General features: G+C 60.9%; 24 protein-coding genes and 5 pseudogenes. 15 read left to right on the top strand and 14 right to left on the bottom strand.

Translation table 11 applies throughout. The features are described from left to right. Position 1: 1 nt before the first annotated feature. Positions 2-280, bottom strand: coding sequence for a ribbon-helix-helix protein, CopG family (locus tag AC1DKV_RS24545; protein ID WP_441621703.1), 279 nt, complete (start codon positions 278-280; stop codon positions 2-4). A gap of 397 nt (positions 281-677) precedes the next feature. On the opposite strand from AC1DKV_RS24545, the gene AC1DKV_RS24540 reads away from it, so the two are divergent. After that, complete coding sequence (locus AC1DKV_RS24540) at positions 678-1115, top strand: universal stress protein (protein WP_477138196.1); 438 nt, start codon at positions 678-680, stop codon at positions 1113-1115. Positions 1116-1267: 152 nt separating this feature from the next. After that, on the top strand, positions 1268-1690 hold the full coding sequence (locus AC1DKV_RS24535; protein ID WP_441621699.1) for an ACT domain-containing protein: 423 nt from the start codon (positions 1268-1270) through the stop codon (positions 1688-1690). Between the two features lie 127 nt (positions 1691-1817). Here AC1DKV_RS24535 and AC1DKV_RS24530 read toward each other — a convergent pair whose 3' ends face one another. Beyond that, positions 1818-2144 carry a hypothetical protein gene (locus AC1DKV_RS24530; protein WP_441621698.1) on the bottom strand — a complete coding sequence of 109 codons (327 nt, stop codon included), beginning with the start codon at positions 2142-2144 and terminating at the stop codon, positions 1818-1820. 200 nt (positions 2145-2344) lie between these two features. Then, a complete protein-coding gene (locus AC1DKV_RS24525) occupies positions 2345-2548 on the bottom strand; it encodes a CopG family transcriptional regulator (RefSeq protein WP_441621696.1) in 204 nt (67 codons plus the stop codon). A 172-nt stretch (positions 2549-2720) separates the two neighbouring features. Between AC1DKV_RS24525 and AC1DKV_RS24520 the strand changes: the two genes are divergently transcribed. The 10 genes and pseudogenes from AC1DKV_RS24520 (at position 2721) to AC1DKV_RS24475 (ending at position 12267) form a co-directional block, all read left to right on the top strand. Then, positions 2721-2972, top strand: a complete 252-nt coding sequence (locus AC1DKV_RS24520; protein WP_477138204.1) for an HPr family phosphocarrier protein — start codon at positions 2721-2723, stop codon at positions 2970-2972. Positions 2973-3006: 34 nt separating this feature from the next. Further along, positions 3007-3822, top strand: coding sequence for a fused MFS/spermidine synthase (locus tag AC1DKV_RS24515; protein ID WP_477138195.1), 816 nt, complete (start codon positions 3007-3009; stop codon positions 3820-3822). A 65-nt stretch (positions 3823-3887) separates the two neighbouring features. After that, positions 3888-5033 carry a DUF1275 domain-containing transporter gene (locus AC1DKV_RS24510; RefSeq protein ID WP_441621692.1) on the top strand — a complete coding sequence of 382 codons (1146 nt, stop codon included), beginning with the start codon at positions 3888-3890 and terminating at the stop codon, positions 5031-5033. Positions 5034-5181: 148 nt separating this feature from the next. Beyond that, positions 5182-7038, top strand: a complete 1857-nt coding sequence (gene rpoD, locus AC1DKV_RS24505; protein WP_477138194.1) for an RNA polymerase sigma factor RpoD — start codon at positions 5182-5184, stop codon at positions 7036-7038. Then, positions 7016-7465 carry a YkgJ family cysteine cluster protein gene (locus tag AC1DKV_RS24500; protein ID WP_441621688.1) on the top strand — a complete coding sequence of 150 codons (450 nt, stop codon included), beginning with the start codon at positions 7016-7018 and terminating at the stop codon, positions 7463-7465. Before rpoD ends, AC1DKV_RS24500 begins: the two co-directional genes overlap by 23 nt. Before the next feature lie 22 nt (positions 7466-7487). Next, positions 7488-7883, top strand: coding sequence for a winged helix-turn-helix transcriptional regulator (locus AC1DKV_RS24495; protein ID WP_477138203.1), 396 nt, complete (start codon positions 7488-7490; stop codon positions 7881-7883). A 637-nt stretch (positions 7884-8520) separates the two neighbouring features. Beyond that, the gene (locus AC1DKV_RS24490) at positions 8521-8700 is read left to right on the top strand and encodes a hypothetical protein (protein WP_477138193.1); all 180 of its coding nucleotides are present in this window, start codon (positions 8521-8523) and stop codon (positions 8698-8700) included. 140 nt (positions 8701-8840) lie between these two features. Beyond that, positions 8841-9226 (top strand): annotated as a pseudogene (locus AC1DKV_RS24485) (VOC family protein). 217 nt (positions 9227-9443) lie between these two features. After that, positions 9444-10802: an epoxide hydrolase family protein gene (locus AC1DKV_RS24480; protein ID WP_441621681.1), complete on the top strand. Its 1359-nt coding sequence runs from the start codon at positions 9444-9446 to the stop codon at positions 10800-10802. Positions 10803-10914: 112 nt separating this feature from the next. Beyond that, entirely contained in the window at positions 10915-12267 is a 1353-nt protein-coding gene (locus tag AC1DKV_RS24475; protein ID WP_477138192.1) for an epoxide hydrolase family protein, read from the top strand. A gap of 974 nt (positions 12268-13241) precedes the next feature. On the opposite strand, the pseudogene AC1DKV_RS24470 reads toward AC1DKV_RS24475, so the two are convergent. Next, positions 13242-13697, bottom strand: a pseudogene (locus AC1DKV_RS24470) (DUF4158 domain-containing protein); the annotation flags it as partial. Positions 13698-13819: 122 nt separating this feature from the next. Here AC1DKV_RS24470 and AC1DKV_RS24465 point away from each other — a divergent pair. Then, entirely contained in the window at positions 13820-14101 is a 282-nt protein-coding gene (locus AC1DKV_RS24465) for a DUF1275 family protein (protein ID WP_477138191.1), read from the top strand. Between the two features lie 71 nt (positions 14102-14172). Here the strand turns inward: AC1DKV_RS24465 and AC1DKV_RS24460 are convergent, their stop codons facing one another. Then, positions 14173-15279: a porin gene (locus AC1DKV_RS24460; protein ID WP_441621676.1), complete on the bottom strand. Its 1107-nt coding sequence runs from the start codon at positions 15277-15279 to the stop codon at positions 14173-14175. A 180-nt stretch (positions 15280-15459) separates the two neighbouring features. On the opposite strand from AC1DKV_RS24460, the pseudogene AC1DKV_RS24455 reads away from it, so the two are divergent. Next, positions 15460-15909: pseudogene (locus AC1DKV_RS24455) on the top strand (response regulator transcription factor); the annotation flags it as partial. A gap of 57 nt (positions 15910-15966) precedes the next feature. Here AC1DKV_RS24455 and AC1DKV_RS24450 read toward each other — a convergent pair. The 9 genes and pseudogenes from AC1DKV_RS24450 to AC1DKV_RS24410 all read right to left on the bottom strand — a co-directional run bounded on the left by AC1DKV_RS24450 (position 15967) and on the right by AC1DKV_RS24410 (position 23997). Then, a complete protein-coding gene (locus tag AC1DKV_RS24450; protein WP_441621675.1) occupies positions 15967-16359 on the bottom strand; it encodes a response regulator transcription factor in 393 nt (130 codons plus the stop codon). A gap of 542 nt (positions 16360-16901) precedes the next feature. Next, entirely contained in the window at positions 16902-17009 is a 108-nt protein-coding gene (locus tag AC1DKV_RS24445; RefSeq protein ID WP_441621673.1) for a hypothetical protein, read from the bottom strand. Between the two features lie 46 nt (positions 17010-17055). After that, positions 17056-17811 (bottom strand): annotated as a pseudogene (locus AC1DKV_RS24440) (porin); the annotation flags it as partial. 4 nt (positions 17812-17815) lie between these two features. Beyond that, on the bottom strand, positions 17816-18109 hold the full coding sequence (locus AC1DKV_RS24435; RefSeq protein WP_441621671.1) for a XapX domain-containing protein: 294 nt from the start codon (positions 18107-18109) through the stop codon (positions 17816-17818). Positions 18110-18146: 37 nt separating this feature from the next. Further along, a complete protein-coding gene (locus tag AC1DKV_RS24430) occupies positions 18147-19760 on the bottom strand; it encodes an MFS transporter (RefSeq protein ID WP_477138190.1) in 1614 nt (537 codons plus the stop codon). Further along, positions 19757-20191: pseudogene (locus tag AC1DKV_RS24425) on the bottom strand (DoxX family protein). The gene AC1DKV_RS24430 and the pseudogene AC1DKV_RS24425 overlap by 4 nt, the downstream one beginning before the upstream one ends. A gap of 59 nt (positions 20192-20250) precedes the next feature. Beyond that, on the bottom strand, positions 20251-22197 hold the full coding sequence (locus AC1DKV_RS24420; RefSeq protein WP_477138189.1) for an amidohydrolase: 1947 nt from the start codon (positions 22195-22197) through the stop codon (positions 20251-20253). Positions 22198-22203: 6 nt separating this feature from the next. Further along, the gene (locus AC1DKV_RS24415) at positions 22204-23193 is read right to left on the bottom strand and encodes an alpha/beta fold hydrolase (RefSeq protein WP_441621666.1); all 990 of its coding nucleotides are present in this window, start codon (positions 23191-23193) and stop codon (positions 22204-22206) included. A gap of 117 nt (positions 23194-23310) precedes the next feature. Next, the gene (locus AC1DKV_RS24410) at positions 23311-23997 is read right to left on the bottom strand and encodes a hydrolase (protein WP_477138188.1); all 687 of its coding nucleotides are present in this window, start codon (positions 23995-23997) and stop codon (positions 23311-23313) included. Positions 23998-24520: 523 nt separating this feature from the next. Here AC1DKV_RS24410 and AC1DKV_RS24405 point away from each other — a divergent pair. After that, positions 24521-25129 carry a response regulator transcription factor gene (locus AC1DKV_RS24405; RefSeq protein WP_477138202.1) on the top strand — a complete coding sequence of 203 codons (609 nt, stop codon included), beginning with the start codon at positions 24521-24523 and terminating at the stop codon, positions 25127-25129. The last annotated feature ends 30 nt before the right edge of the window (positions 25130-25159 follow it).

The raw sequence follows: 25159 nt of genomic DNA, 5'->3' as shown, positions 1-25159 counted from the left end.
CCTAGGCCTTGCGACGTGTGGCGCGCCGTCTGGTGGGGGGGGGCGCTTCGGCCTGCGCCGGTGCCTGTTCCTGTGGCGGTGTTCCGTCGTCAGCAGGCTCGGTATTGCCCGCGTGCAACCCGCTGGGCACGTACTGGACCCCATGTTGAGCGAGGTATTCGCGGATGAGCTGGCGCACCACTTGCGATGCCGTCAGATCCTGTTGTGCACAAAGGCGCTCGAAAGCGGCCTTCTTGTTGGGATCGATGAGCAGCGTCAGCCGAGCAGTCTTGATCTCCATGGAGCCTCAACATGCCAATACGATGGTCAGATGCGTCACATCATACATGAACGCCGTGCGACCCAAAAGTGCTTGCCGCCGCCGCGGTTCACCGTCAATGAAGCGACGGCAAAGGTCGCTAATTGCTTGCGACAACCTAGCATACGGAATGAAGATTGCATATGCTACAGAACCTAATGTAATGCAGTAGCGGTGTAATCAACATGTTAATCCTATTAACATATTCCGTCCCAGATTGACCTTGTGCGCAGGCGCGCCMTAGCTGGTCTTTGGAACCTTTGCTCACGTGGCATTTTGTGAGAACCCTCATCTGCCTGAGGGTGACGAGGCGTGGGCGATAGGGAACGGTGATCGACTCTTTCGATGGCCTCGAATCCAGGCAGACAAGGAGAAAGATATGTTTGCGCATCTTCTGCTCGCGGTCGATGGCTCTTTTCTATCTGATGCCGCCTGCCATAAGGCGCTTGCCCTTGCGCAGCAAATGAACGCCCGGGTTACGGCGCTTCGGGTTGGCCCGAACTACCATGTTCTGACCTATCACACTGAAATGCTGACGGACACCCGAGAGCGTTTCACGCAGGAATCCTGGGAGGAGGCCACRAAATATCTACAAGGCGTGGCGAGCGAAGCCGCCGCCGCAGGGGTGCCCTGTGATACGACGTATCTGGTCAACGATCACCCGTACGAAGCCATCATCAAAACAGCCGAGGATAAGGGCTGTGACCTCATCGTGATKGCGTCGCATGGGCGGCGCGGCGTGCAGGGACTGGTGATTGGCAGTGAGACGCAGAAGGTCCTGACTCACAGCAAGATCCCTGTACTGGTGTATCGCTAGATACCATGGCATCGAAGCGCGTGAGGCATTGGCGACAATGGGCTGGCAATGCCATGGACGTCCATTCGCCTGGAAGCAAGCGGCGACAGGACTACGAACCGACCGGGGGAGTGACCATCTCCACTGGCCGTATGGAGGACGGAGAGGCGACCATGGAACTGCTTGTGGAACAGGTGGAGGTTTGGGTGGCAGGGATTCCGGACAAGCCAGGTGGACTGGCCGGATCGTTGGCCCCCCTATGCGATGTGGGAGCCGATCTGCAACTCATCATCGCGCGCCGCAATCCGGACAAACCTGGTGACGGCGTCGTATTTGTCACCCCACTACAGGGTGATAGAGAGATTGTGGCCGCGGCTCTGGTTGGCTTCAACGTGACACAAACGCTGCACTGCGTTCGTGTCATGGGGATTAACCAACCGGGCATCGCATCGGCGCTGACGGAGAAGCTTGCCAAAGCGAATTTGAACCTCCGCGGGTTCTCCGCTTCGGTGATCGGTACGCAGTTTGTCGCCTATGTGGCAGTCGACTCGCAAGCCGAAGCCAATAAGGTAGTTGAGGTTCTCCAGGCTGCCTGAGGTCCAGCGCTTATGCATCAAGGAGAGGAGTAGTGGGGCGCCGGAGCGCCGAGGAGACGTATTCACATTGCCCGCTTGAAGGGCATGGACTGCGGTCCTGCGCCACCCTGCCTGTTGCCGAATCCGGCTAGTTGACGCCAGCACCACGCATGGTGGCTGATCGTAGGCTCGTCCTGAGCCCAATGCGTCGCAATAGTGTCTGAATAGCGGCCGTGGCGACGTCGTCCGTCTCTTGTACATCCTTGAGTACCGCCTGAATCCGCAAGGCCAGCGCTTCAGCAAGCCTTGCCGCAGTGTCGCGCAGCGGACAAGCGTCGCATCTCGCGTAAAGCGCGACATCTCTAAGCAAGGCGTCACCCCGATAGATAGCCACCAGCACCTTCGGTTGGTAGCTACCGTCATCGAGCGCTTTTGCGCGCGGCGTGACGCGATAAGTGACCGCCGGCTTGTGCATGGATGCCTCCCGATAGTTGCCAGACCCTGACTCCGGTCTCGGCATGCCGTAAAGCCAAGTATGAGATTGAGGCCAGCACCACGCATGGAAGGTCCCGATTGGGCGGTAGGCATCTCGGGATGCCTCGCAGTGGTCATTATCAGTGCGATGCCGAGGCCGACCTGCAGGGTGAGGCTGGTAGTCCGCTATGCGGACATCGGTCACTCGCGGTCATTCTTAGCCAGAACCGTAGCGCCAACCTGGGGCCGGGTGGCATAGGCCACCCCATGCTGCTCCAAATAGTCGCGGATCAACTGGCGCACCACCTGCGACGGCGTCTGATCCTGCGCCGCGCACAGGGTTTCAAAGGCTTTCTTCTTCACGGGGTCGATCAACACGGTGAAACGAGCGGTCTTGGATTCCATGCAGCTTAGAGTAGTGTTGTATGATAATAGCGTTATCATTATATACAAGTGAGCGGCCAAGTGCAGCCTGTGGTTCGGGCATACCCAGACGAGCATGTTCCGCCGCCGGCGGCAAGCCATATGGGTAAGCGCCTGGAAGTTGCTTAGGGGCCGCTTTTTATTTGAGGGCGATGTGCTAGACGCGACAATTGAAATGACCAACCGCATGGGCTTGCAAGGTCGCGGCTCAGCGCGGCTAACCTTTACCGCTGCCCAGTTMGAGTCMGAGATCCTGCTTGTCAGCAATGACTGCACAGCGAACGCCAAGAATGTGATGGACGTGATGCGACTCTCAGCGCGGGCGGGAACTCAGGTACGTATTCAGGCCACCGGCCCGGATGAAGTTGCTGCCGTGAAAGTCATCGCCGCACTGCTGACGGAGTGAGGAATTGAATACCACGCCTGATGGAGCCCCACACATGGACCCCAATCGCACCTCCTTTGAAGCCTACTTAAAGTTTCTCTCCGAAGCCCCCGACGACGGCACGCCGACCGTACCGGAAACCCCACTTGCAATTTCACTGCATTTCGATGCGCTGGCTACCCAAAGCATCATGTCGCGACGCGACCCCGACAAGCTTGTTCTTGGCTACACGCGGACGATGATGGCGTTTTTACTGCTGCAGCCGGCACCCACCAGGATCTCGATGATCGGCCTCGGCGGGGGATCATTACTCAAGTATTGCTATCGGCATCTTCCGAATGCGAAGGTGGTCGCAATCGAAATCGATCCGGCGGTGATTGCATTGCGCKATACGTTTCATATTMCGCCCGACGACGAACGGCTCGAGGTGGTTTGCGCGGATGGCGCCGAGTATGTCAAGAATCAGGACGCGCGGCCGGAAGTCATATTGGTGGATGGTTTTCTCRCTCATGGCATGCCGACACAACTGGGCAGCGCGGACTTCTACGCAGCGTGCCATGCCCGGCTCGCCGACGAGGGGGTATTGGTCGCGAACTTCCTCGACAGCGATTCCGATATCCCTTCCTATCTGGACGAAGTTCGTTCGGTGTTCGGCGACTCATTTTCCATTTCCCTGTCCGAGGACAGTTGCAACTACACGCTGCTCGCTTGGAAGAGCGCGCGGGCACTACCCTCGCTGGACGAACTGCTGATGCGCGCGCGCATACTGGAAACCACGCATCCCCTGAATCTGCGCGCGGCCGCGCGTCGTCTGAAACAGGGCAAACGGCTCGCGTCAGATCACACATTCTTGCAGAAGCTCACGGGCTGATGAGCTGGCGGGCCGATGTTGGATAGACACGGCCTGAACCGAAGGTAACGCCCACCGATGCGACCATGCCGATCCGATACTTGCGCAGACTGACTGGAAGGGAGCGCAGTCCAGAAGCCAACCGGCAACTGGCGCGTTATCTTGCCTTTGTGGCGGGCGCCACCAATGCAGGCGGATTCTTGGCGGTGCAGCAGTACACCTCCCATATGTCGGGCATCGTGTCCGCCATGGCTGACAATCTAGCGCTCGGCAGTGTCGGGCTCATTCTGGACGGCCTCGGTGCCTTGTTATCGTTTCTGGCGGGCGCGGCCTGCTCTGCGATTTTGATCAACTGGGGGCGGCGCGAGCGCCTGCACAGCGAATACGCGCTGCCGTTGATGCTGGAGGCGGCGTTGCTGGTATGTTTTGGTCTGCTAGGCAGCAATCTCGAGCATCACGAATGGCTGTTCGTGCCGGCGACGGTCATGGTGCTTTGCTTCATCATGGGGTTGCAGAATGCCATGATCACCAAGCTCTCGAAGGCCGAGATCCGGACCACGCATATCACGGGGATGGTCACCGACATCGGCATTGAACTGGGTAAGCTGTTCTACTGGAACCTGGCCAAAGCCGATGCCGCCAAGCCCATTGTGCTGGCCGACCGGAGAAAACTGCGAGTGCTCGTGACGCTGGTCGCGCTGTTCTTTACCGGCGGCGTAGTCGGGGCTGTGGGCTTCAGGCATGTTGGGTTCAGCGTCACCCTTCCATTGGCCACATTGCTGCTCGCCCTTGGTGCGGTACCCGTCATGGATGATGTGCGGATCCACATGTTGCGCTCGGATTTCCTCCCGCGGCAGGCCGCTCGTGCGCGCGTATGGGCACGCGAGGTCAAGCGAGACGTCCACGCGGTGTGGTTGGCAGCGCGCGACCCTCGCACGCCTCGGTATGCGAAAGCGCTAGCCGTGTTAGTCGCCGCCTATGCMTTATCTCCTATTGACCTGATTCCGGATTTCATCCCGGTCCTGGGCTATCTGGATGACGTGGTGCTGGTACCCCTCGGCGTGTTGCTGGTGGTCCGGTTGATCCCGGCTGAGGTGATGGAACAGCATCGCGCCGCCGCCGCGCTCGCTGCAGAGCGCCCCGTCAGTCGCGTCGCGGTCGTCGTGATTGTTGCGCTCTGGCTTGCCGCTGCTGCAGTGGTGGTGGCCTGGCTGGCTCGGCTGCAAGTTTGACTCGAACGCTCGAAATAGAAGTGGTGTACCCATGGTTGGGCAACTTGGTGCCAAATTGGGAACAGCGTGATGGCGTGGAGCCATGGATAACGTGCTTTGGGAGTGCTGCGAATGAATGCGCGTMCCATGCACGACTTTTGTGTGTCAGATGAACGATAACCAACAAACGAGCCTGCTTATGCTGATCGCGCTCGGCAAGGAGCGCGGATTCCTGACCCACGGTGAAATCAGCGACCATCTTCCTGACGGCAAGGACCAAGCCAGCATTACTGACAGAATTCTGGCGATGTTGGCGGAGCTTGGCATTGAGGTCGTGGATAGAGCGCCTGCTGACACGATGCTGTTAATCGAGGACGMGCCGGTCTCAAGCTCCGATGAGGCCACATTGGAGGAAGCTACCGCCGCCATCACGCAGAGCGATAACCGATTCGGTCGTACCACCGATCCCGTGCAGATGTATCTGCGGGAAATTGGCGCCGTCCAGTTGCTGACGCGCGACAACGAGGTAGAGATCGCGACCCGCCATGAAGAGGCAATCATGGAAATGGTTGACGCAATGGCGAGGTGTCCAACCGTCGTCTCCGAGATATTAGCCATGGCCGAGCAAGTCGAGCGCGACGAGTTGTCCGTAGATGAACTCGTTGATCACGTCGTCGATGCCCAAACCGTGCCCGCTGACAATCCGGGCAAGGATACCGGGTTACAGCTCGACGCCAGCGTAGGCGAGGAGGATGGAGAGCCCGATGATTGCGCCCGKAGTCCGAACACCGCCTCGAAGGCAACGTCAGCTGCCGCCTTGAAGCGGGATGTACTCGAGTGGCTCGCCAGCGTGCGAGCGCGGGTTATCGAATTGACCGCGTCCCACGGGCCTCATGAAGGTGGCACGCTCCGCGATATGCAGGCGCTGGCAGCGATTCGATGTGTGCTCGCCAAGCTGCGCTTCAGCCCAATCGCGATTGAGCGGCTCAGCCGAGTCCTCAACGTGCATCTTGAGGACGTTCGTCAAACGGAACGGCGACTCGCTGGAATCTTGATCGGTCAATGCGGCATGACACGCGATGAGTTCGCGCAGCGCTTAAAGGGTCGTGAAATCCAGTTCGACTGGCCGKAAGCGCTTGGGGCGGACTGTCCTACCCCCAACGGTTTGCTGCCGCGGCAGCTTCTGGAAATCCAGGCGCTGCAGCAACAACTGCTTGCCATAGAATCTCGCGCYGCTATTCCCCTTGAGGATCTGAGGGAAGTCGGCCGGCTGGTGACAAGAGCGCAGGTCAAGGCTCGCCAAGCAAGAGCCKAGATGATCGAGGCTAACCTTCGCCTGGTCGTCTCAATCGCCAAGAAATACATCAATCGTGGCTTGCCACTGTTGGATCTCATTCAAGAGGGCAACATCGGGCTGATGCGGGCGGCGGATAAATTCKACTACCGCCGTGGTTATCGATTTTCGACCTACGCGACCTGGTGGATTCGCCAGGCGGTGACTCGCTCTATTGCTGACAAGGCACCCACCATCGGCATCCCGATGCACCTCGTGGAGGTCGTTGKAAAGATCAATCGGGCCTCGCGCGAGTGCTTCAGTGAAACCGGAGCAATGCCGACGTCGGATATCTTGGCGGCCWAGGTGGGGATGAGCGAGAAGAAGATCAAGTCCATTTTGAACGTTGTCAAGCAGCCGGTATCGCTTGATATGCCGGTTGGGGAGAGCGGGGATGCGTTGCTGGGAGACACGTTGGCGGACGAGATCACCGCCTCTCCTCTTGATGCGGCAGTTCAAGCGGGGCTCAAGCGGGACTTGGAAGCCGTCTTGTCGACGCTGGGTGCGCGGGAGGCGAAGATTTTGCGGATGCGCTTCGGGATCGGCACTGCGACCGAGTACACGCTGGATGAGATTGGCCTGCAATTCGGCGTGACCCGCGAACGTATTCGKCAACTGGAAAGCCAGGCCCTGCGAAAGCTACGGAAGCCCGAGAGCACCKAACGCCTGAATGCCTATCGCGGCGAGTCGTGAGTGCTTCGCACGCGATGCGTTAGCAGGCCGGCAGGTCGACCAGAGGTACGCGGACAGGCCAATGGGGGTAGCCGCACAAATGATTAGTCAAAAAATTAGATTCTTTCGCTCACGGATTCCCTCATTCGAGTGCACCCCTGGATGCCATGACTGCTGTGGACCGGTGACGACCTCAACGGAAGAGATGTCGAGGCTTCCCGTCAAGAGCGATGCCGAGCACGAAGCTGCGCTTACAAACCTTAGTTGCCCTCATCTTGGCAACAAGGGGTGTCAAGTGTATGCTGAGCGCCCGTTGATTTGCCGGTTGTTCGGGACAACACCACGACTGGCCTGCCCGAACGGAAACCGGCCGGAGGCGATGGTCGATCCGTCTATAGAACGGCAGATTCAGCGCTTTTTCCTTGAAACGCGTCACGTGTTGGTTTGAGGTAGCGGGCGCGGTCTCCTACATGGGCGCAACGCGGTTMGAGGAAATACAGATCCAGACCGAAGCTACGCCACAGATGATGGCCTCCCGACTGAAGGCGCTTGAAGCGGACGGCATGGTCGAACGCCACCCATATAGCGAAAAGCCGTTGCGCTATGAATACCGTCTGACGGACAAGGGGTGGGCGTTCTATCCCGTGATCTACGCGCTGCGCGCCTGGGGCGAAACGTGGGCAAAGAAGAAGGACAGGGAACTGGCGATGCATTTCGTGCATCGCGAATGCGGGGACGACGTCGGGCTTGCCAGCATCTGCCCGCACTGCGGGAAACCGGTGGAGCGCAAGGATCTGCACGCTTCAATGGGTAACGATTTCGCGACGGAACGCGCAGCGCGACGTGCTTCCTTCAAGCGGAAATAACTAGACATCACGAATGGCGGCACGAGGCGCCCATGTCGCCTGTCCACTGAGCGCATGCCTTAGTCTGGCGCGAACGGCTGTCCAGAAGCGAATCGGCCTGTTCCCGGCTGATTTCTGATATCCGAGACCTGGTACTCCTTCCACTCGATCAAGCGGTTGCGAGGTCGGCATTCGGCCGAGGCGCTCTCCGACTGATCGCGCCACCTTCACACTTCCCGACCGCCTCTCCAACACGCGCAGCGCATGCGCGCACTGCGGGTCATCCGCCGCACTACCGCTGCGGTGTCGCTCCTGCTATTGCGGGCAGCCTTATCGAATCCTCTTCGCCTAGCACGCTCCTTTGATGACAGCGAGCTTGYCGCCACGGGCTACCGTCTCAGCCTTAATCGTCGGCGCTACCCACTGATCTCCCGTTCATCGGTCGCCGTCTGTCGTTGCTTTTCGTAGTCGCGACGCCCCTTCGGCCAACTGCCGTTTGTGAGCAGATCACCGCAAAGCCTTGTTTTTCTTGATACTATGATTTTCATAGCTACACTAAGACGTACCGATGTGTGAGACGTCACGCACCGTCAATCTTAAGCAGCAGGCGCCACTGCGAGAAGCGACTTTTTACTCAATGAMCTCAAGGAAATCKATCATGACTAGCAACATCGCCAAGCGCTTCGTACTCACTATCGCCCTGGTTACCGCCGCTGCCGGGGCGCAGGCAGCCGKACTGTCCCATCACGGCGCGGGTGGCCCGTACACCGACAGCGCCCGTTCGGTGCAGGAACCACGCAGTCCGTACACCGACGGTGCGCATGTGGAGTCCCACTGAGAGGTAGGCAGGCGTATCMGATGAAGACGTGCCGCCGCACGAGTTCGATCCTGAAATCGTGGCATGTCGTGCGGTCGCTTTGCCGGCTCTGACTGTCGAACCGGCCGCGCTCAACCTGTTTCCCAAGGAAGGACCCCGCAATGTTCAGTCATGTAGTGGTCGGCACCAACGACCTGGAAAGAGCCAGGAAATTCTACGACGCCGTTCTGGGCACGCTCGGCTATGGCGAGGGCCTGCTCCGAGCTATCGGCGACTATGCCTATCTCTCCGACAAGGGCTTGTTGATAGTGACCCGGCCACTTGATGGTCAGCCGGGGCCACCCCCGCCAATGGCGGCACGATTGGCTTCACCTGCCAGTMGATGGACCAGGTGGATGCCCTGCATGCCGCCGCGGTCGCCAACGGCGGCAGATCCGTCGAGGATCCGCCTGGTGTACGCAACACGGAAGCGGGCCMGCTGTATCTCGCCTATGTGCGTGATCCGGATGGCAACAAGCTCTGCGCTCTGTATCGCATTCCTGCCTGACACAGCCGACAGCGACGAAGGCTCGTTCGAACGGCCCTGGCCACGGGGCATCCAGCGGCTTTGCCGCAAGTCCTCCACGAAGCGAGGGCGGAACCATTCCCGATATCGCGTCAATCGATAAACGGCCAGTCAATCAATTTACAAGCTGTGTACTCGGTGGAGTAACACCACTGACGACCACGACGCCCCAATCCTTCCACTTGCCGAGAAATTTGATATGCAAGATAAGCCCAATTTCAATCGCCGTCGCTTTTCCGCAGCCGCGGCGGCAAGCGTTACCGCGGGATCGCTCGGAATTTTCAATCTCTCACAGCATGCAAATGCCATGACTACAGGTGCCCCACTTCAGGGCAGTGACGGGGTTGCCGTGCATCCGTTTCATGTGAATTTTCCGGAATCAAAGCTCGTCGAATTGCGTCGACGCATCAGGGAAACAAATTGGCCTGAGCGGGAAACTGTTTCGGATGAATCCCAAGGTGTGCAGCTCGCGACGATTCAGGCACTCGCGCGCTATTGGGCGACCGGTTACGACTGGCGCAAGGTCGAGGCGAAGCTGAATGCTCTGCCGCAGTTCATAACCGAAATCGACGGGTTGAACATTCACTTCATCCACGTTCGTTCGAAGCATGACAATGCCTTGCCGCTGATCATCAACCACGGATGGCCCGGCTCGATCATCGAGCAACTGAAGATCATCGATCCATTGACCAATCCCACAGCCCACGGTGCGAGCGCATCGGACGCTTTCCACGTGGTGATTCCGTCAATGCCCGGCTATGGATTTTCAGGCAAGCCGACGAGCACCGGCTGGGGTCCCGAGCGCATGGCCAAGGCATGGGCAGTCTTGATGAAGCGCCTCGGCTACACCCGCTATGTCGCCCAGGGCGGCGACTGGGGTGCATTTGTCGTCGATCAAATGGGATTGCAGGCTCCTCAGGGACTGCTTGGCATCCACACCAATATGCCCGCGACGGTTCCAGCCGACATCGACAAGGTGCTCCAGATCGGCGGCCCGGCGCCAGCCGGCCTGTCAGCGGAGGAGAAACGCGCCTTCGAGCAGCTCGACCTGACGTTCAAGGAAGTGAACTACGCCCGGCTGATGGGCTCGCGTCCGCAAACGCTCTACGGCATTGCCGATTCACCTGTCGGCCTCGCCGCGTGGCTCCTCGACCATAACGATGCCGATGGTCAACCGGCTGCGGCAGTCGCCTCGGCTCTGCAGCGGACCAGCAGCGCTACAGGCGAACTGACGCGCGACGAAATCCTCGACAACATCACGCTGTACTGGCTGACGAATACTGGTGTTTCGGCATCTCGTCTCTACTGGGAATACAAGGGCGGCTTCTTTAATGCCAAAGGCGTCAAGATCCCGGTGGCCGTGAGCGTGTTCCCCGGCGAGCAATATCAGGCGCCGCGGAGTTGGACGGGGCGGGCGTATCCCAATCTCGTCTATTACAACAAGGTCGACAAGGGCGGGCACTTTGCGGCCTGGGAGCAGCCGATGCTTTTTTCCGAAGAGCTTCGCGCGGGCTTCAAGCCAGTTCGCGTAGAGACGATGCGCCCGCATGACAATTGACCTGTTCAAGCTCACGGGCCGCAAGCCAATGAGCATATAAGCCTTCGTGAGGCTGCACACATCTGACTTGACTCGCAAGGCAACACACAGTTTAAGGCTGGAGACCGATCCCATGTCAAACAACGCTCCCATATCCTCATCGCGCCGGCACTTTGTCGGTACGGCCGTCGCAGCGACCGCCGCCGGCTCGCTGAGCCCGCTCGGCTTCGCAGGCACAAGCCTGGCATTCGGCAAGATCACGGAGCCTGCGATCGGCGACAAGACCGCGATTCGCCCGTTCCGCGTTCACGTCCCCGAATCGCAGCTCGTCGACATGCGGCGGCGCATCAAGGCCACGCGCTGGCCKGACCGTGAGACCGTGCMCGACGAATCGCAGGGCATTCAGCTCGCAACCATCCAAGGGCTCGCTCAATACTGGGCGACCGGCTATGACTGGCGCAAATGCGAAGCGCGACTGAATTCGTATCCGCAGTTCATGACCGAGATCGACGGGCTCGATATCCATTTCATCCATGTACGGTCGAAGCACGAAAACGCGATGCCGTTGATCGTGACGCACGGCTGGCCTGKATCAGTCATCGAACAGTTCAAGATCATTGATCCGCTCGTCAATCCGACCGCGTACGGCGCTCCGGCTTCAGATGCGTTCCATCTCGTGATTCCGTCCTTGCCTGGCTACGGATTCTCTGCCAGGCCCACCACGACTGGCTGGGGGCCGGAGCGCACCGCGCGCGCGTGGGTCGTGCTTATGAAGCGCMTTGGCTACGACAAATTTGCTTCGCAAGGCGGCGATCTCGGCGGCGTTCTGACCAACATCATGGCCATGCAGGCGCCACCTGAACTGATCGGCATACACGTGAACTTCCCTGCGTCCGTGCCGGCGGACATTCTCAAGTCGCTTGTCGCGGGCGATCCGACGCCCGCTGGCTTGTCGGATGAGGAAAAGCATGGGTATGAGCAATTGAGCGCAAACTTCAAGAGAAAGCGMGGATATGCACTCGAAATGGGTACGCGCCCGCAAACGCTATATGGACTCGCCGACTMGCCCGTCGCGCTGGCTTCCTGGCTCCTCGACCATGGCGACGGTTACGGCCAGCCCGCCGCGGCGTTGAGCGCGGCCGTGCTCGGTCATCCCGTCAACGGCCATTCCGCCGGCGCGCTGACGCGAGACGACCTGCTTGACGACATCACGCTATATTGGCTGACCAATACTGGCATCTCGGCAGCGCGTTTCTACTGGGAATCGCACTCGAACTTCTTCCTTGCAGCCGACGTCAACGTGCCGGCTGCCGTCAGCGCGTTTCCGGGGGAAAATTACCAGGCGCCGAGGAGCTGGACCGAAAAGGCCTATCACAACCTGATCTACTTCAATAAACCTGAAACAGGTGGGCACTTTGCGGCGTGGGAAGAACCGATGATTTTCGCGAGTGAAGTGCGCGCAGGATTAAGGCCCTTGCGGACATAAAGCGCGAAACGCTCCGATGCGCATGTATCGGAGCGCATGTCTTCTACGACAATGCGTGGAGCGCGGAATAGGCCCGCGGCATTCGGTAATCTACAGGCGGCTCCATACTGAACATCAACGACGGGTGAGAGGCCGCTATTTGTTCGAGGCAGACGCTTGAATGTCCGGTCCGGCGCTMAGACGAATGACGCCCGATGGCCGACAAGCGCCTGATCGACCCCGAGATCCGCGACGCCAGTGTCAGTCGGCAAGAGCTGCCCTTCGGCCTGGGGCAGCCTCTACGACTGCGTCTAATGCTCAAGCAGTCATTCGAAGGGGCAAGTGGGCCGCAGGCTCATGGGCGCCATGCACCGAAATCACCACAGCCCAACGCGCGCTCCGCTTGAACTGCGTGCCCCCTGTCATGGACAACGCTGCGAACTTCGCAAGAGCGCACAAATCCGCATAAGGCGGTCGAGGCGTCGCTTGCGCGATTCATCAAGGCTTCGACCAGCCCGACATCGTCCGGGCGTGCGCGTTACTGGCCGAAATGACGCCTGGCAGGAATGGGTTATGCGGGATCTGCTGGGGGCGCTAGGGGATTGCGCGGCGCGGCACCGGAAGACGGTCGAYGCGTGGCAAGGCCCGCGACGATTGCTTAAGCCGTGAGAATATTGACTAGATGCTCCATTTTGCCTTCTGCTTGTGCAAACGCCTCAGCTTCCTCCGTGATCGATCTTCCCGCTCGAAAGACCGTCTGAACAATGCCAGCGAGTGTGTGGTGTTTCACCAGGACGAATCCCTGATGCTTCCCAGAGGACAGGAGCTGCGTATAGGCTTTTAAATCGTGATACCCCACGCGTTTCTGGCTCTCCATTGCGCCCCCGTTTCGACGAGGAGGAATCGTAACGTTGGGGCAGTGCTCAGTGCGGCCTTGGACTGCCGCCAATGCGAGCGGAGAGGTATTGCCTATAGGCGTATTCAACGTCAGCAACGATCTGACGCAGGACCAGCGCATCGATCGTMGCGTTGATGATATCTACCGGCTGGTCCATCGTTTCGGCGGCGTCGCGCGCAGCGCGGATAGTAACCTCGTTGGCAGCGGTGCCGAGGTAGGCCTGGATGCCAAGGAATTCTCGCACGGCCCTGTAGTGCCGGAACAAGGTCGGCGACACCTTCCGGTCGTAGCCAAACTTCGTACCTAGGCTCAGGCCGGCACTGATGCGCACCAACTCCGTCACGCTGGCAGGAATAGTGTCAAGGTCCGGGAAGTGGTGTAACTGCTGAAAGACCTTCAGGAGCACCAGCAGACCAAGTCGGGATTCTTGCCCGCGTGTGGACCGGGTTGCCCAGTCCAGCTCTTCCGCGCTTGGTGTGTAACAGGCCCGCAATTCCTTGAGGGAAAAGACCTTCGGGAAACGCGGGTAGGCGGTACGCTCGACGGTGGCCATACAGGATCTCGACAATCGCTGAAAGGCCGGCCAGCCTAGCTGGGTCAGGTGACAGTTTGCTGCTTATTTCCACAAGTAATTAGTATCGCTTCTTATATAACCAGAAGGATTATGATAGCGGCTTGGGCGTATCTTGGTCAGGGGCCGCTACCACGATCATGACCGGTAATACTACCCAGATCGTGATCGACCTGGTCGATTTGTYGTCGGCCGGGCCTGAGCAGGCAGGCGCGATCCACGTGCGCTTGCGMAAGATGTTGCCCGCTGTGGCGGGCTTTGCCGCCGGTGCGGTGCTGGGCGCGCTGGCGTTCGCTGCCGTCAGCTTCTGCTGTGTCCTGCTGCCGGTACTGCTGCTGGCGGCGCTATGCCGCCAGCGGTGGCAGGCCAGGCTGGTGCTGGCGTGAAAACCTGCGAGGCGGCGCGTTCAACCATGACGCGACCCTCGCCCCCTGATCAAGACTGACGGGCCAGCCTGCTAGAACTTGTGACGGATGCCAAGCACCGCACCGAACTGGTTTTCCGAGCCGGAAACCGTGCCGAAGCCGGTCCCCTGAATGGAGCCGGTGCCACCTGCGGTCAGGCCTAAATTCGAGCCATCCTTGTTCTTGGTGTAACCGAGGTTCAAGTAGGCATCGGTACGCTTGGACAGCGCGTAGTCAGCCGATGCCACGAAGCTCCACGGATCCGCCTTGGTGCCCCGGAAGTCCTGGAAGTAGGCAACGCCGGTCAGGGACAATGCCGGGATCAGCTGATAGCGCAGACCCAGCCAGTACAGATTAGAGACGTTGTTAGCGCCGAGATTACCCGGGAGCGTGGCGCCACCGAGCGCCTTGGCCCAACGATATCCGGCGTAGGCCTTGGCGGGGCCGATGGAGTACGAGCCGGCCAGGCCGGCGCGGCGGATTTCGGCCTCCGTCAGGGGACCGGTCGCGGCCGCGCCGGGATTGGTTGAGTCGTAGATGGCGCCGACAGCGAACGGACCCGCAGCGTAGGTCAGGCTGGCACTGTACTCGCGCCCGATCCTCGGGCTGCCAGGGACTTCACCAGAGGCGCCGGCGCCGGTGTTCGCGCCAAAGCTGTACAGCGCCTTGGCGGACAGGCCACTGAAGGTGCCGATGTACTTGACCGAGTTATCGGCACGGCTGCCGAAAGCGGCGTCCTGCCCCAGGATCGAGTAGTTGGTGCTGACGGCCATCGGGTCGAAGTCAACGTTGAAATCATGGAACGGCGTCTGATGCCGGCCCAGGGTCAGGGCGTTCCAATTGTTCTGCAGGCCAACATAGGCCTGGCGACCAAACAGGCGGCCTGCGAAGGATGACTTGCCGTCGTCCACCGTGAAGCCGTTTTCCAGCACGAAGACACCCTTCAGGCCACCTCCGAGGTCTTCCACGCCGCGCAGGCCCCAGCGGCTGCCTGCCAGGTTGCCGGAGGTCATGCGCGTCACGCCATGGTCGCCGCCGGGTTGGTGGTTTTGGTACTCGATGCCAACGTCAATCAGGCCATACAGTGTCACGCTGGACTGGGCATACGCACTACCGGCAGCCAAGACGGCGACGGTGGCTGCAAAGTGTTTCATCTCCATATCGCCTCTTTCCTTGTTAGCATATTGGGAAACCTCTCTACAGTGCTTGTCCTGGCGAAAACACTGCGCGCAGTGCCTTGGAATAATAGCCCGTTCCCGGCTGACATTGACGGATCTTGGGCGACTTCAGTGCATTCGCGCCAGGCCGTGAATTGAGCGGCGAGCTGTTTGCGATGGCGCATGACCGGCTACGGGGACATTCCGATGACGGTTGCTGCCATGAAGGCGGGAGCAGAACACTTTCTTTCCAAGCCGTTCCGTGAACAGGAACTGCTCGATGCCGTCACGGAGGCACTACAGAAGGAGGGCTCGCGACGTGAGCATTTGTGCCGACTGGCTGCAGCGCGCGACTGCTTTCGTTCCCTGACGCTGCGGGAGAGTGAGGTCATGGCGCATGCCACATCAGGTTTGACAAACAAGGAGATTGCCGCCGCCATGTGCATCAGCGTGGTGACTGTCAAAGTTCATCGATGCCAGGCAATGCGAAAAATGAGGGCTCGGAGTTTCGCTTATCTGGTGCTACTTGCGCAAACTCTCGGTCTCGTGCTGCTTCCCTCTAAGTCCGAAGCTGCTGAGCAGCCTGCTATCCGGCTGCGGCCTCGACAGCTTAGAACCGCAACCCGAGCGTAGGGACGGCATCGGGCGGCGTGCAGAGGACGAAGGTCATGTAAGGACTGCACGACACACTCACGATGGAGGAGTGTCCGTCTTGCGAGGACGCAACGCTTTTTCAATGCAGTGGATCATGTCCGTATCCTGGAAGGGCTTGTAAAGGACGCACGTCGCACCCAATGCCATGGCACGCTGATCGAATCCCTCATGCGCAAATGCAGTCATGAAAATGACAGGCATATCGAGATTGCGTGCGCGCAGGGCCTCTATCAAAGCGAAGCCGTCCATGCCGGGCATTTTCGCGTCTGTGATCACGCAGGACAGGCAAGGCAGCGAAGTGCACCGCAGTAGCTCTTGACCGCCTCCGAACAATTGCACGCCAAGATCGAGCGAACGCAGCAGCCCGCCCACGGCATTTCGGACAGCGACATCGTCGTCAACTATTGCGATCGTGGCGCGAGCTATCACACTGACTCCTTGTATACGCGTTGAGCGCTGGCAATGCTCTGCTGGAATAGTAACGCCAAACCGGTGCATACCCTATCATACGATGGTATTGCCGATTCCTCGGGTGCACGTCCCACGCTACGTTGCGATGAAGTCACGCTGGCCAGGAAAATCAGTCCCCCCGCGATAGTGAGCCGGCCAGCTATTCTGTCCGATTCATACCAAGGTATTACATACATGGTTGCTTCGAAATGGCACCGCATATTCAAAAGTCCTTGTGGGTGCGGGCGGCCCCGGGACCGTTTGATGATTGATGATTGATGGTAGATGGCGCTATTGGGATTGTCGATGCTGCTGTAGTAGCGGAGCAGCGTCGCGTCCTTAGCCTGCAGTCGGCCTGCTTGCCCGCAGTGACGCGTTATCTTGCTGAAATCGTCGAAGGCACGAGACTTGGCTTGGTGCCGCCAGCCGCTCGATCGCAGACCGCGGCAAGTGCCAGTCTTGCTGGTACCGACTCAAGTTCCCGCTGCCCTCCGGAGCAGGACAGCGGTGAATCGGTCAGCTTACTTTAGGCAGTTCACTGCACGCCGGATTCCTTCACCATAGGTCGGATCGGCCTTGGTGAAATTCTCAATCTGCACGCGCACGATCTCCTCGGGCACGCCCTGCATCGCCACCGCGATGTTCGCGAACAGCCGCTGCCTCTGGCCGTCGTCGAACACCTGCTTTGATTGCGTCGTCGTTGCGTCCGCTGGTCTGATAGTGCTGGTGGATTTCATAGGCGAGCGTCAGGTTCAGGTTGCCGTGGTCATAGGCGGTGGCAAAGGAATACAGCGCCGGATTGCGCGGCACCGTTGTTTTCTCTTCCGGCAATCCCCAGGCGATGGCGCCGCTCAAGCCGTGCCACGTCGGCGACTGGTAGTACAACGAGTTCTTCTGCCGTCGATCAAATGAGCTGGTGTTCTGGACATTGTCGCTGGTAGAGGCAGCGCCATTGCCTATCAGCGCCATGTAACCCGCAGTGGTGGGGTAACGGGTCGTAGCTCTTGGTCGCACTTGTGTATGGTGTGTCCCAGTTGCCCATGAATAGGGTGCCGTACGGGCTCTGAAGGCCGAGCCGGGTATCTCGCGCGGCGATTTGCCCCGTGCCGTTGTCAATCGACAGGGCGCTTTCGATTTGCCAGATCGCCTTGATCCCGTTGGCCAACTGTTCCTCGCCCCGTAAGCCGAACACAGAGCGGTTATTCGTGAGCCGCGCCGTATTGCCCAATCTGGTGCCGTCGGTTGCGGTGGTCACGGTCACATACTCGATCGCCGTGTTCAGCCGGCCATAGATCGCGACGTTGTTGTCCGCCACGGCAGAGGTGCCGCGGCCGCGGCCAAAGACGCAGCCAGGGCCACGTGAATGCGCCGGGGCGCGATTGCGTTAGTGCGGCTGGCAGGTGCTTCGGGCTGCTTTCGGGAGCGGCTCATGCTGTTATTGGTTCCCTTCCTTGCTACGCGCGGGGAGGGATGCCGACGGTTCAACGGCCGTGTCCGCTTTGGGCGGTGTACCCGTAATCTTCGGGACGCATTCGCCGCGGAACCATGCAATGGTGACGGGCTCGCCGGCCAGCATGCGCTTGACCGGCGGCACAACCTGCTCGCCAATCAGCATGCCCAGCAGCCCGATCAAAGCAATTGCGGGCGGCGCAGGCGAGCGGACCTGCATCAGTGCATAGATAATGCCGACCAGGATGCCGGCGCCAAGGGAGATGAGATAGAGTTTCATATGTGACAAGGTTGGAGAGGGGGAAATCGGTGCGACGTCACGCCGGCGGCAAGCCCAGGCCGAGCAGGTGTCTCACGTGGGGCGGCTCGACGCCCACGTGGAAGCTGGCCAAGTCGCGCTGCACATCGGCATCGGCGTGCGGTACGCGCTCGTGCTGGCGCAGGTGCTCGGCCCACGACTCGACCAGGAACCACTCGGTCAGCAGTTCGGGGTTGGCCGGATCTTCCATCACGCCCCAGCTGAACGCGCCGTCACGCAAACGCTCTTCCGACAGCTTGTGCACCGCATGCAGAAACGCATCGCGGTTGGCGGGCGGGATGCAGTATTCGATCAGGATCATCACCGKACCACGGTCGTGCGCGATCTCGCCGGCCATCTCCGGTTCGGGCCAGTGACGTGCKGGACCGAGGTCTTCTTCGCCGCGCGGCAGCCGCATGCGGTGCAGGATCAGCGCGGTAACGACCAGCCCCGCCGCGGCGATCAGCAGCGCATGCGGTGTGCCCAGTGCCTGCGCCACAAAGCCCCAGACCAGGCTGCCACCTGCCAGCGCGCCGTTGAACACCATCTGGTAGACCGCCAGCGCGCGGCCGCGCACCCAGTTCGGCAGGATCGCCTGCGCCGCGCCGCCGAGCGTGGTCAGCGCCATGATCCACGCGGCGCCAAGCAGCAATAGCAGCGGCAATGCCAGCCATATGGGTGGTGCGCTCGACAGAGCCGCCATGACGACCGCCGTGACGATCGCGGACAATAGCACCATGCCATCTGCATCGAGCCGCTGCTGCAGCCTGGACATCGTCAGCGCGCCAAGGATCGCGCCAGCGCCCACTGCGCCCAGCAACACGCCATAGAGGCCGGCACCGCCATGCAGCAGCTGACGGGCTACCAGCGGCAACAACGCCCATACGCCGCTGCCGAAGGCAAAATGCACGGCAGCGCGCGCCAATACTACGTGCAGCTTGCTGTGCGCGCGTGTGAAGCGTAAGCCTGCTCGGAAAGCGCTGAAGAAGTGTTCGCGCAGCGGATCGCTTGGCTTTTCGGKACGCTTCCACCAGATCAGCGCAGCGATGACGAACACATAGCTGAGCAGGTCTGCGCTATACGTGGCAGCCGCGCCGAATGCCGCGAGCAGCAGACCCCCGGTAGCCGGTCCAATCGCACGGGCGACGTTCACGCCCAGCGAGTTCAGCGCCACGGCCTGTCGCAGCGTGCTCGGYGGCACGAGTTCGGGCACGATCGACTGCCACGTCGGCCCCATCATCGCCGCACCCACACCGCCGACGAACGCCAGCCCAATCAGGATTTCGATTGTCAGCGCCTGGCGCCACGCCAGCAGCATCAGCGTGCCACTGACCATGGCCAGTCCGATCTGGATCACGATCAGKAAGCGGCGCCGGTCGAGGATGTCGGAGAGCACACCGGCCGGAATCGCTAGCAGGAATACTGGCAGCGTGGCAGCCGCCTGGATCGTGGCGACCGCCGCCGGTGAAGTGGAAAGATCGGTTGCCAGCCATGCGCTGGCCACATCGCGCATGAAGCTGCCAATGTTACCGAGGATCGTGGCCACCCACAGTACCGCAAACGTGGGTTGGGCCAGCGGGGCAAACGTGCCCCCCGATGCAGGCCTGGCTGCCKAGGTGGCAGATTGCGTCATGGTTGTCTCCGCGTGCGAAGGTCATCCCACGCCACGAGCAGGAACCCACCCACCAGGCCCAGATGTTCGAAGAACGCGTTAGCCATCATGAACTACGCCTCGGGCGGTGCGCTCCAAAACCGGTTGGCCAGGAACGTGGCCATCAGCGTGAACGCCGCCAGCGCCAGTGCGCCTAGCCAGCGCCAGAAGCCGGTCAGGATCATTGCCGACGCACCAAGCTCCAGCGCAATCGTCGCCGCAGCCAGCGGCACGGCGGGCGACAGGCCGAAGCGMTGCATCTCTGTCACTGCGCTGGAGAAGTCAAACAGCTTGACCAGCCCGCCTTGCAGGTACGCCGCGCAAAGCAGCAGCAGGGCGATCCAGCGCACCCAGCGCGGCAGCAGGTGGGAGGAATTGCCGGCTGCCACCAGCGGAGAAGACGAGGAATGCATGGCGGGTCTCCGGTTTCAATACGGTACGGATTGCGAGATGCGTTAGCGGCCGGGAACGTTCAGAACGCCCAGCACGAGCAGCCMAGCGCCCCCCAGAAGCTGCTTTCGTCCGACGTMGGCACGCTCGATGTCCAGGCCTTGGCGTGAGCATGACCATGCACGCCGCACGAGCTGGCGCAGCCACAGGCGGTGTTCATCGCGAGCTGCTTTGCCTTGGCCGTCGGGCGCGGCTGGTACTGGCTGCCATGACGGGCCGGAGACCAGTCCGGCATCGCCGGCGGAATGTCCGGCGAGTGCTTGCCGAATTCGTTGTCGCCATAGACCACCTTGCCGCCCAGCACCGTCATCACAGACGTGATGTCCTGGATGTCGTCGCCCGGCACGGCGAAGTAGTCGGCCGACAGCACGGCCAGGTCGGCCAGCTGGCCCACCTTGATCTGGCCCTTCTTGCCCACTTCAGATGAGAACCAGGTGTTGGCCTCGGTCCACAGGCGCAGCGCCGTTTCGCGATCKAGCAGGTTGGCCTGTGGATACATCGACATGCCGCCGACGGTCTTGCCCGTGGTCAGCCAGTACAGCGAGACCCACGGGTTGTACGAGGCCACGCGTGTGGCGTCGGTGCCGGCGCCGACTTTCACGCCTCTTTCCAGCATCTTCTTGACCGGCGGCGTGGCTTCGGCAGCGCGTGCGCCATAGCGCTCGACAAAGTACTMGCCCTGGTAGGCCATGCGGTGCTGCACCGCGATGCCGCCACCGAGCGCGGCGATGYGGTCGATATTGCGGTCGGAAATCGTCTCGGCGTGGTCGAAGAACCAGTTCAGGCCGTTGAACGGGATGTCTTTGGCTACCTTCTCATAGACATCCAGCGCRCGGGAGATGGTCTSGTYGTAGGTGGCRTGCAGSCGCCACGGCCAGCGCTTCTCSGCCAGCAGGCGGATCACCGGCTCCAGATCGGCTTCCATCGACGGCGCCATGTCGGGGCGCTCGACGCGGAAGTCCTCGAAGTCCGCCGCCGTGTAGACCAGCATTTCACCGGCGCCGTTGTGGCGATAGAGGTCATCGCCCTGGCCGGGCTGCACCGTCGACGTCCACGTCTTGAAGTCGCTGAGTTCTTCCTTCGGCTTCTGCGTGAACAGGTTGTACGCCAGCCGCACCGTGAGCTGCCCGTCCTTGTGCAGCTCCTCGATGATGTTGTAGTCCTCGGGGTAGTTCTGGTAGCCGCCGCCGGCGTCGATCACGCCGGTCACGCCCAGGCGGTTCACCTCTCGCATGAAGTGGCGCGTGGAGTTCTTCTGGTATTCGGGCGGCAGCTTCGGCCCCTTGGCGAGCGTCGCATACAGAATCGTCGCGTTCGGCTTGGCCAGCAGCAGGCCGGTGGGATTGCCAGCCTTGTCGTGCACGATCTCGCCGCCCGGCGGATTTGGCGTGTCCTTGGTATAGCCCACCGCGCGCAGCGCCGCGCCGTTCAGGATCGCGCGGTCATACAGGTGCAGGATGAACACCGGCGTGTCGGGCGCTACCGCGTTCAGTTCCTCGATGGTCGGCAGGCGCTTTTCTGCGAACTGGTGCTCGGTAAAGCCGCCCACCACGCGCACCCATTGCGGGGCGGGCGTGCGGGCGACCTGGTCCCTGAGCATGCGCATGGCGTCCGCCAGCGAGCGCACGCCGTCCCAACGCAGCTCCATGTTGTAGTTCAGGCCGCCGCGGATGATGTGCATGTGGCTGTCGATCAGCCCGGGGATGGCCCGCCGGCCGTTTAGGTCGACAACCTTCGTCTGCGCCCCGGCCAGTTTCATGATGTCCTGTCGCGTGCCGACGCCGACGAAGCGGCCATCGCGCATGGCCACGGCGTCGGCCTGCGGGTTGGTACGGTCGAGCGTGGCGAACTTGCCGTTGACGAGGATGAGGTCGGGAGTCGGGGTCGGTGACATGGCGAGTAGCTCCGAAGAGGCTGCCGCACCGAGGGCGGCAGCCGAGGCGATGAAGTGCCGGCGGGTAATGGACATCTCGGCTTATGCGTTCAGGAAGGCCAGCAGGTCAGCATTGACCTGGTCGGCGTTGATCACGCACATGCCGTGCGACGCACCCGGATATACCTTGAGCGTGGCGTTCTTGACGATCTTGGCCGACAGGCGGCCCGAATTGCCGATAGGTACGATCTGGTCGTCGTCACCGTGCAGGATCAGCGTCGGCACGGTGATTTTCTTCAGGTCCTCGGTGTAGTCCACTTCCGAGAACTCCTTGATGCAGGCGTACTGGCCCAGGAGGCCACCGGCCATGCCCTGCGCCCAGAACGCATCGATGGTGCCTTGCGAAACCTTGGCGCCGGGCCGGTTGAAACCGAAGAACGGCACGGCCAGGTCCTTGTAGAATTGCGAGCGGTTTTCCGCCACGCCCTTGCGGATGCCGTCGAACACCTCCATCGGCAGGCCGTTCGGATTGGCCGCGGTCTTGAGCATGATAGGCGGCACCGCGCCGATCAGCACCGCCTTGGCCACGCGCTTCGTGCCATGACGGCCGATGTAGTGCGCCACCTCGCCGCCGCCGGTGGAGTGACCGACCAGCGTTGCGCCCTTGATGTCGAGGGCGTCCAGCAGCGCGGCCAGGTCGTCGGCGTAGGTGTCCATGTCATTGCCCTGCGCGGGCTGGTCCGAACGGCCATGGCCGCGCCGGTCATGGGCRATCACCCGAAAGCCCTTCTGCACGAGGAACAGCATCTGGGCGTCCCAGGCGTCGGCATGGAGCGGCCAGCCGTGGGAGAACACCACCGGGCGGCCCGTGCCCCAGTCCTTGTAGAAGATGCGCGTGCCGTCTTTGGTCGTGACGTAGTGGTCCTGCTTTGTGGCGCGGCTGCTGGCTGGCGCGGCTTCCGCGGCCGTGGGCGTTAGTGCGACAATCGAAGCCACTGATGCGGCCGCGGCGCCAACGGTGCTGCCTACCAGCAGTTGCCGGCGCGATGCATCGATGTTGTGACCTGGGTCCTGGGTGTGTTCTTTTTGCATGATCAGGGCTAGCCGAAAGTTGGCACGAAATCCTGGATGAATGAGATCGCTGGTTGCATCGGCCTATGCGCGGAAATCGTGCGTAGGCCGATGACTGTCTTTTTCTTGATCAGCTGTTTAGCGTGCGGGCACCGGGGCGATGGCTTCATGCGCCGTGGCCGTGCGCTGGGCGGCCTTGTGGACCATCGTGTACGCGTAGTCGACACCCATGCMGTAGGCGCCCGAGTGTTCCTTCACCAGCTTCATTACGGCGTCATACGTGTCGCGGTGGGCCCAGTCGCGCTGCCATTCGAGCAGCACCTGCTGCCAGGTCACCGGCACCACGCCGGCCTGGGCCATGCGCTGCATCGCATAATCGTGGGCTTCCTTGCTTGTGCCTCCCGAAGCGTCGGCGACCATGTAGATCTCGTAGTTGCCTTCGAGCATGGCGCACAGCGCGAAGGTGGTGTTGMAGACCTCAGTCCACAGGCCGGCCACGATCACCTTGTTGCGGCCGTTGGCCTTCAACGCATCGCGCACCTTCTGGTCGTCCCACGAGTTCATAGAGGTGCGCTCCAGCGTCTTCTGGTCCGGAAACACGTCGAGCAGTTCCGGATAGGTGAAGCCCGAGAACGACTCGCTCTCGACGGTGGTGATCGTCGTCGGGATATTGAAGATCTTGGCCGCCTTGGCCAGGCCGACGACGTTGTTCTTCATCGCCTGGCGGTCCATCGACTGGACGCCGAAAGCCATCTGCGGTTGATGGTCGATGAAGATCAGCTGGCTGTTCTGCGGGGTGAGGACTTCAAGCTTGGGATTGGACATTGCGTGCTCCTGTTGGGGGCGAGAGTAGGGCTGCCGCGGCACCAGCCGCCGCGACAGAGCCGCGTCGGGGCGGCTAGGCATAAGGGCCGCGACTGGCGTTTGTATCCGGATCGCAACCTGACGCAAGAATAGTCGGCGCTGTCGGCCATGGCCATTGTCGATTCGTATTAGTCGTGCGCGCCTTGGTTTCATCGCGACACCGCTAGGCCGTGCCACAGCAAACGGGAATAGCTTCCCCGGCCCTTGCGGCGTGAGGAGACATAGGGCTGTGTGCGACTCTGATGTGTTGCACCCTGCATACTGGCTGGCTGGCTGGGGCTGGCTCCGAGAGCCACGCCGAACTAACCCCATGGTATAAGTATTCAGGATCTCGGCAATGTGATGTAATACAAAGTTTTGCGGGGATCATGCCAAATTGGCGTGAGTGGGCCTGCCCAGACCCGCGCACCGATGAGTGCACTGGAGATTGACTGTGACAATCAACAGCTTCGTAACCGCGGACACCAGTGCGAGTGATGAAGCGATGGTGCTAATCGTTGATGACGACGCGATGCTTCGCGGCGCGTTGGAGAACCTCTTCCGATCAGTCGGGATGCGCGTCGCACTGTTCGCATCCGCTGCCGAACTGCTAGCATTCGAGTTCCCGGACGCGCCCACTTGCCTTCTGCTMGATGTCAGGCTCCGCGGGCAGAGTGGCCTKGACCTACAGACTCGGCTGTCCCAAATGGGCATCCAAGTCCCAATCATTTTTATGACTGGTTACGGCGACATCCCCATGACCGTTGCCGCTATGAAGGCTGGTGCTGAGGATTTTTTGGCGAAGCCATTCCGCGAGCAGGTCCTGCTCGATGCCGTGGCGGCCGCCTTGCAAAAGGATCAGCATCGCCGCCATGGCATGCGTAAGCTGGATGAACTGCGAGCCAGCTACCAGGGCCTGACGCMGCGTGAGGCCGAGGTCATGCGCATGGTGGTGACCGGTCTGCTGAACAAGCAGATCGCCAGCGAGCTAAGTATCAGCGAGGTCACCGTGAAAATTCATCGCGGCCAGGCCATGCGCAAGATGAAGGCGCGCACCTTTGCCGAGCTTGTATTGATGGCACAGCAGCTCGGCATTTGCGAGTCGCTGCTTTGAGTCCCTGTAGCCGCCCGCCGTCGGCGGGCG

It is taken from the genome of Cupriavidus sp. 05T41 (assembly GCF_056396525.1).
The sequence above is the reverse complement of the archived record's forward strand: the minus strand, read 5'-3'. Positions and strand labels throughout refer to the sequence as shown.

Bases quoted from the DNA above. Each gene is read 5' to 3' on its own strand.
- AC1DKV_RS24545 (WP_441621703.1), bottom strand. From the start codon at position 280: ATGGAGATCAAGACTGCTCGGCTGACGCTGCTCATCGATCCCAACAAG.
- AC1DKV_RS24535 (WP_441621699.1), top strand. From the start codon at position 1,268: ATGGAACTGCTTGTGGAACAGGTGGAGGTTTGGGTGGCAGGGATTCCG.
- AC1DKV_RS24530 (WP_441621698.1), bottom strand. From the start codon at position 2,144: ATGCACAAGCCGGCGGTCACTTATCGCGTCACGCCGCGCGCAAAAGCG.
- AC1DKV_RS24525 (WP_441621696.1), bottom strand. From the start codon at position 2,548: ATGGAATCCAAGACCGCTCGTTTCACCGTGTTGATCGACCCCGTGAAG.
- AC1DKV_RS24500 (WP_441621688.1), top strand. From the start codon at position 7,016: ATGCCTATCGCGGCGAGTCGTGAGTGCTTCGCACGCGATGCGTTAGCA.
- AC1DKV_RS24480 (WP_441621681.1), top strand. From the start codon at position 9,444: ATGCAAGATAAGCCCAATTTCAATCGCCGTCGCTTTTCCGCAGCCGCG.
- AC1DKV_RS24460 (WP_441621676.1), bottom strand. From the start codon at position 15,279: ATGGAGATGAAACACTTTGCAGCCACCGTCGCCGTCTTGGCTGCCGGT.
- AC1DKV_RS24445 (WP_441621673.1), bottom strand. From the start codon at position 17,009: ATGCAGGGCGTGCCCGAGGAGATCGTGCGCGTGCAGATTGAGAATTTC.
- AC1DKV_RS24435 (WP_441621671.1), bottom strand. From the start codon at position 18,109: ATGAAACTCTATCTCATCTCCCTTGGCGCCGGCATCCTGGTCGGCATT.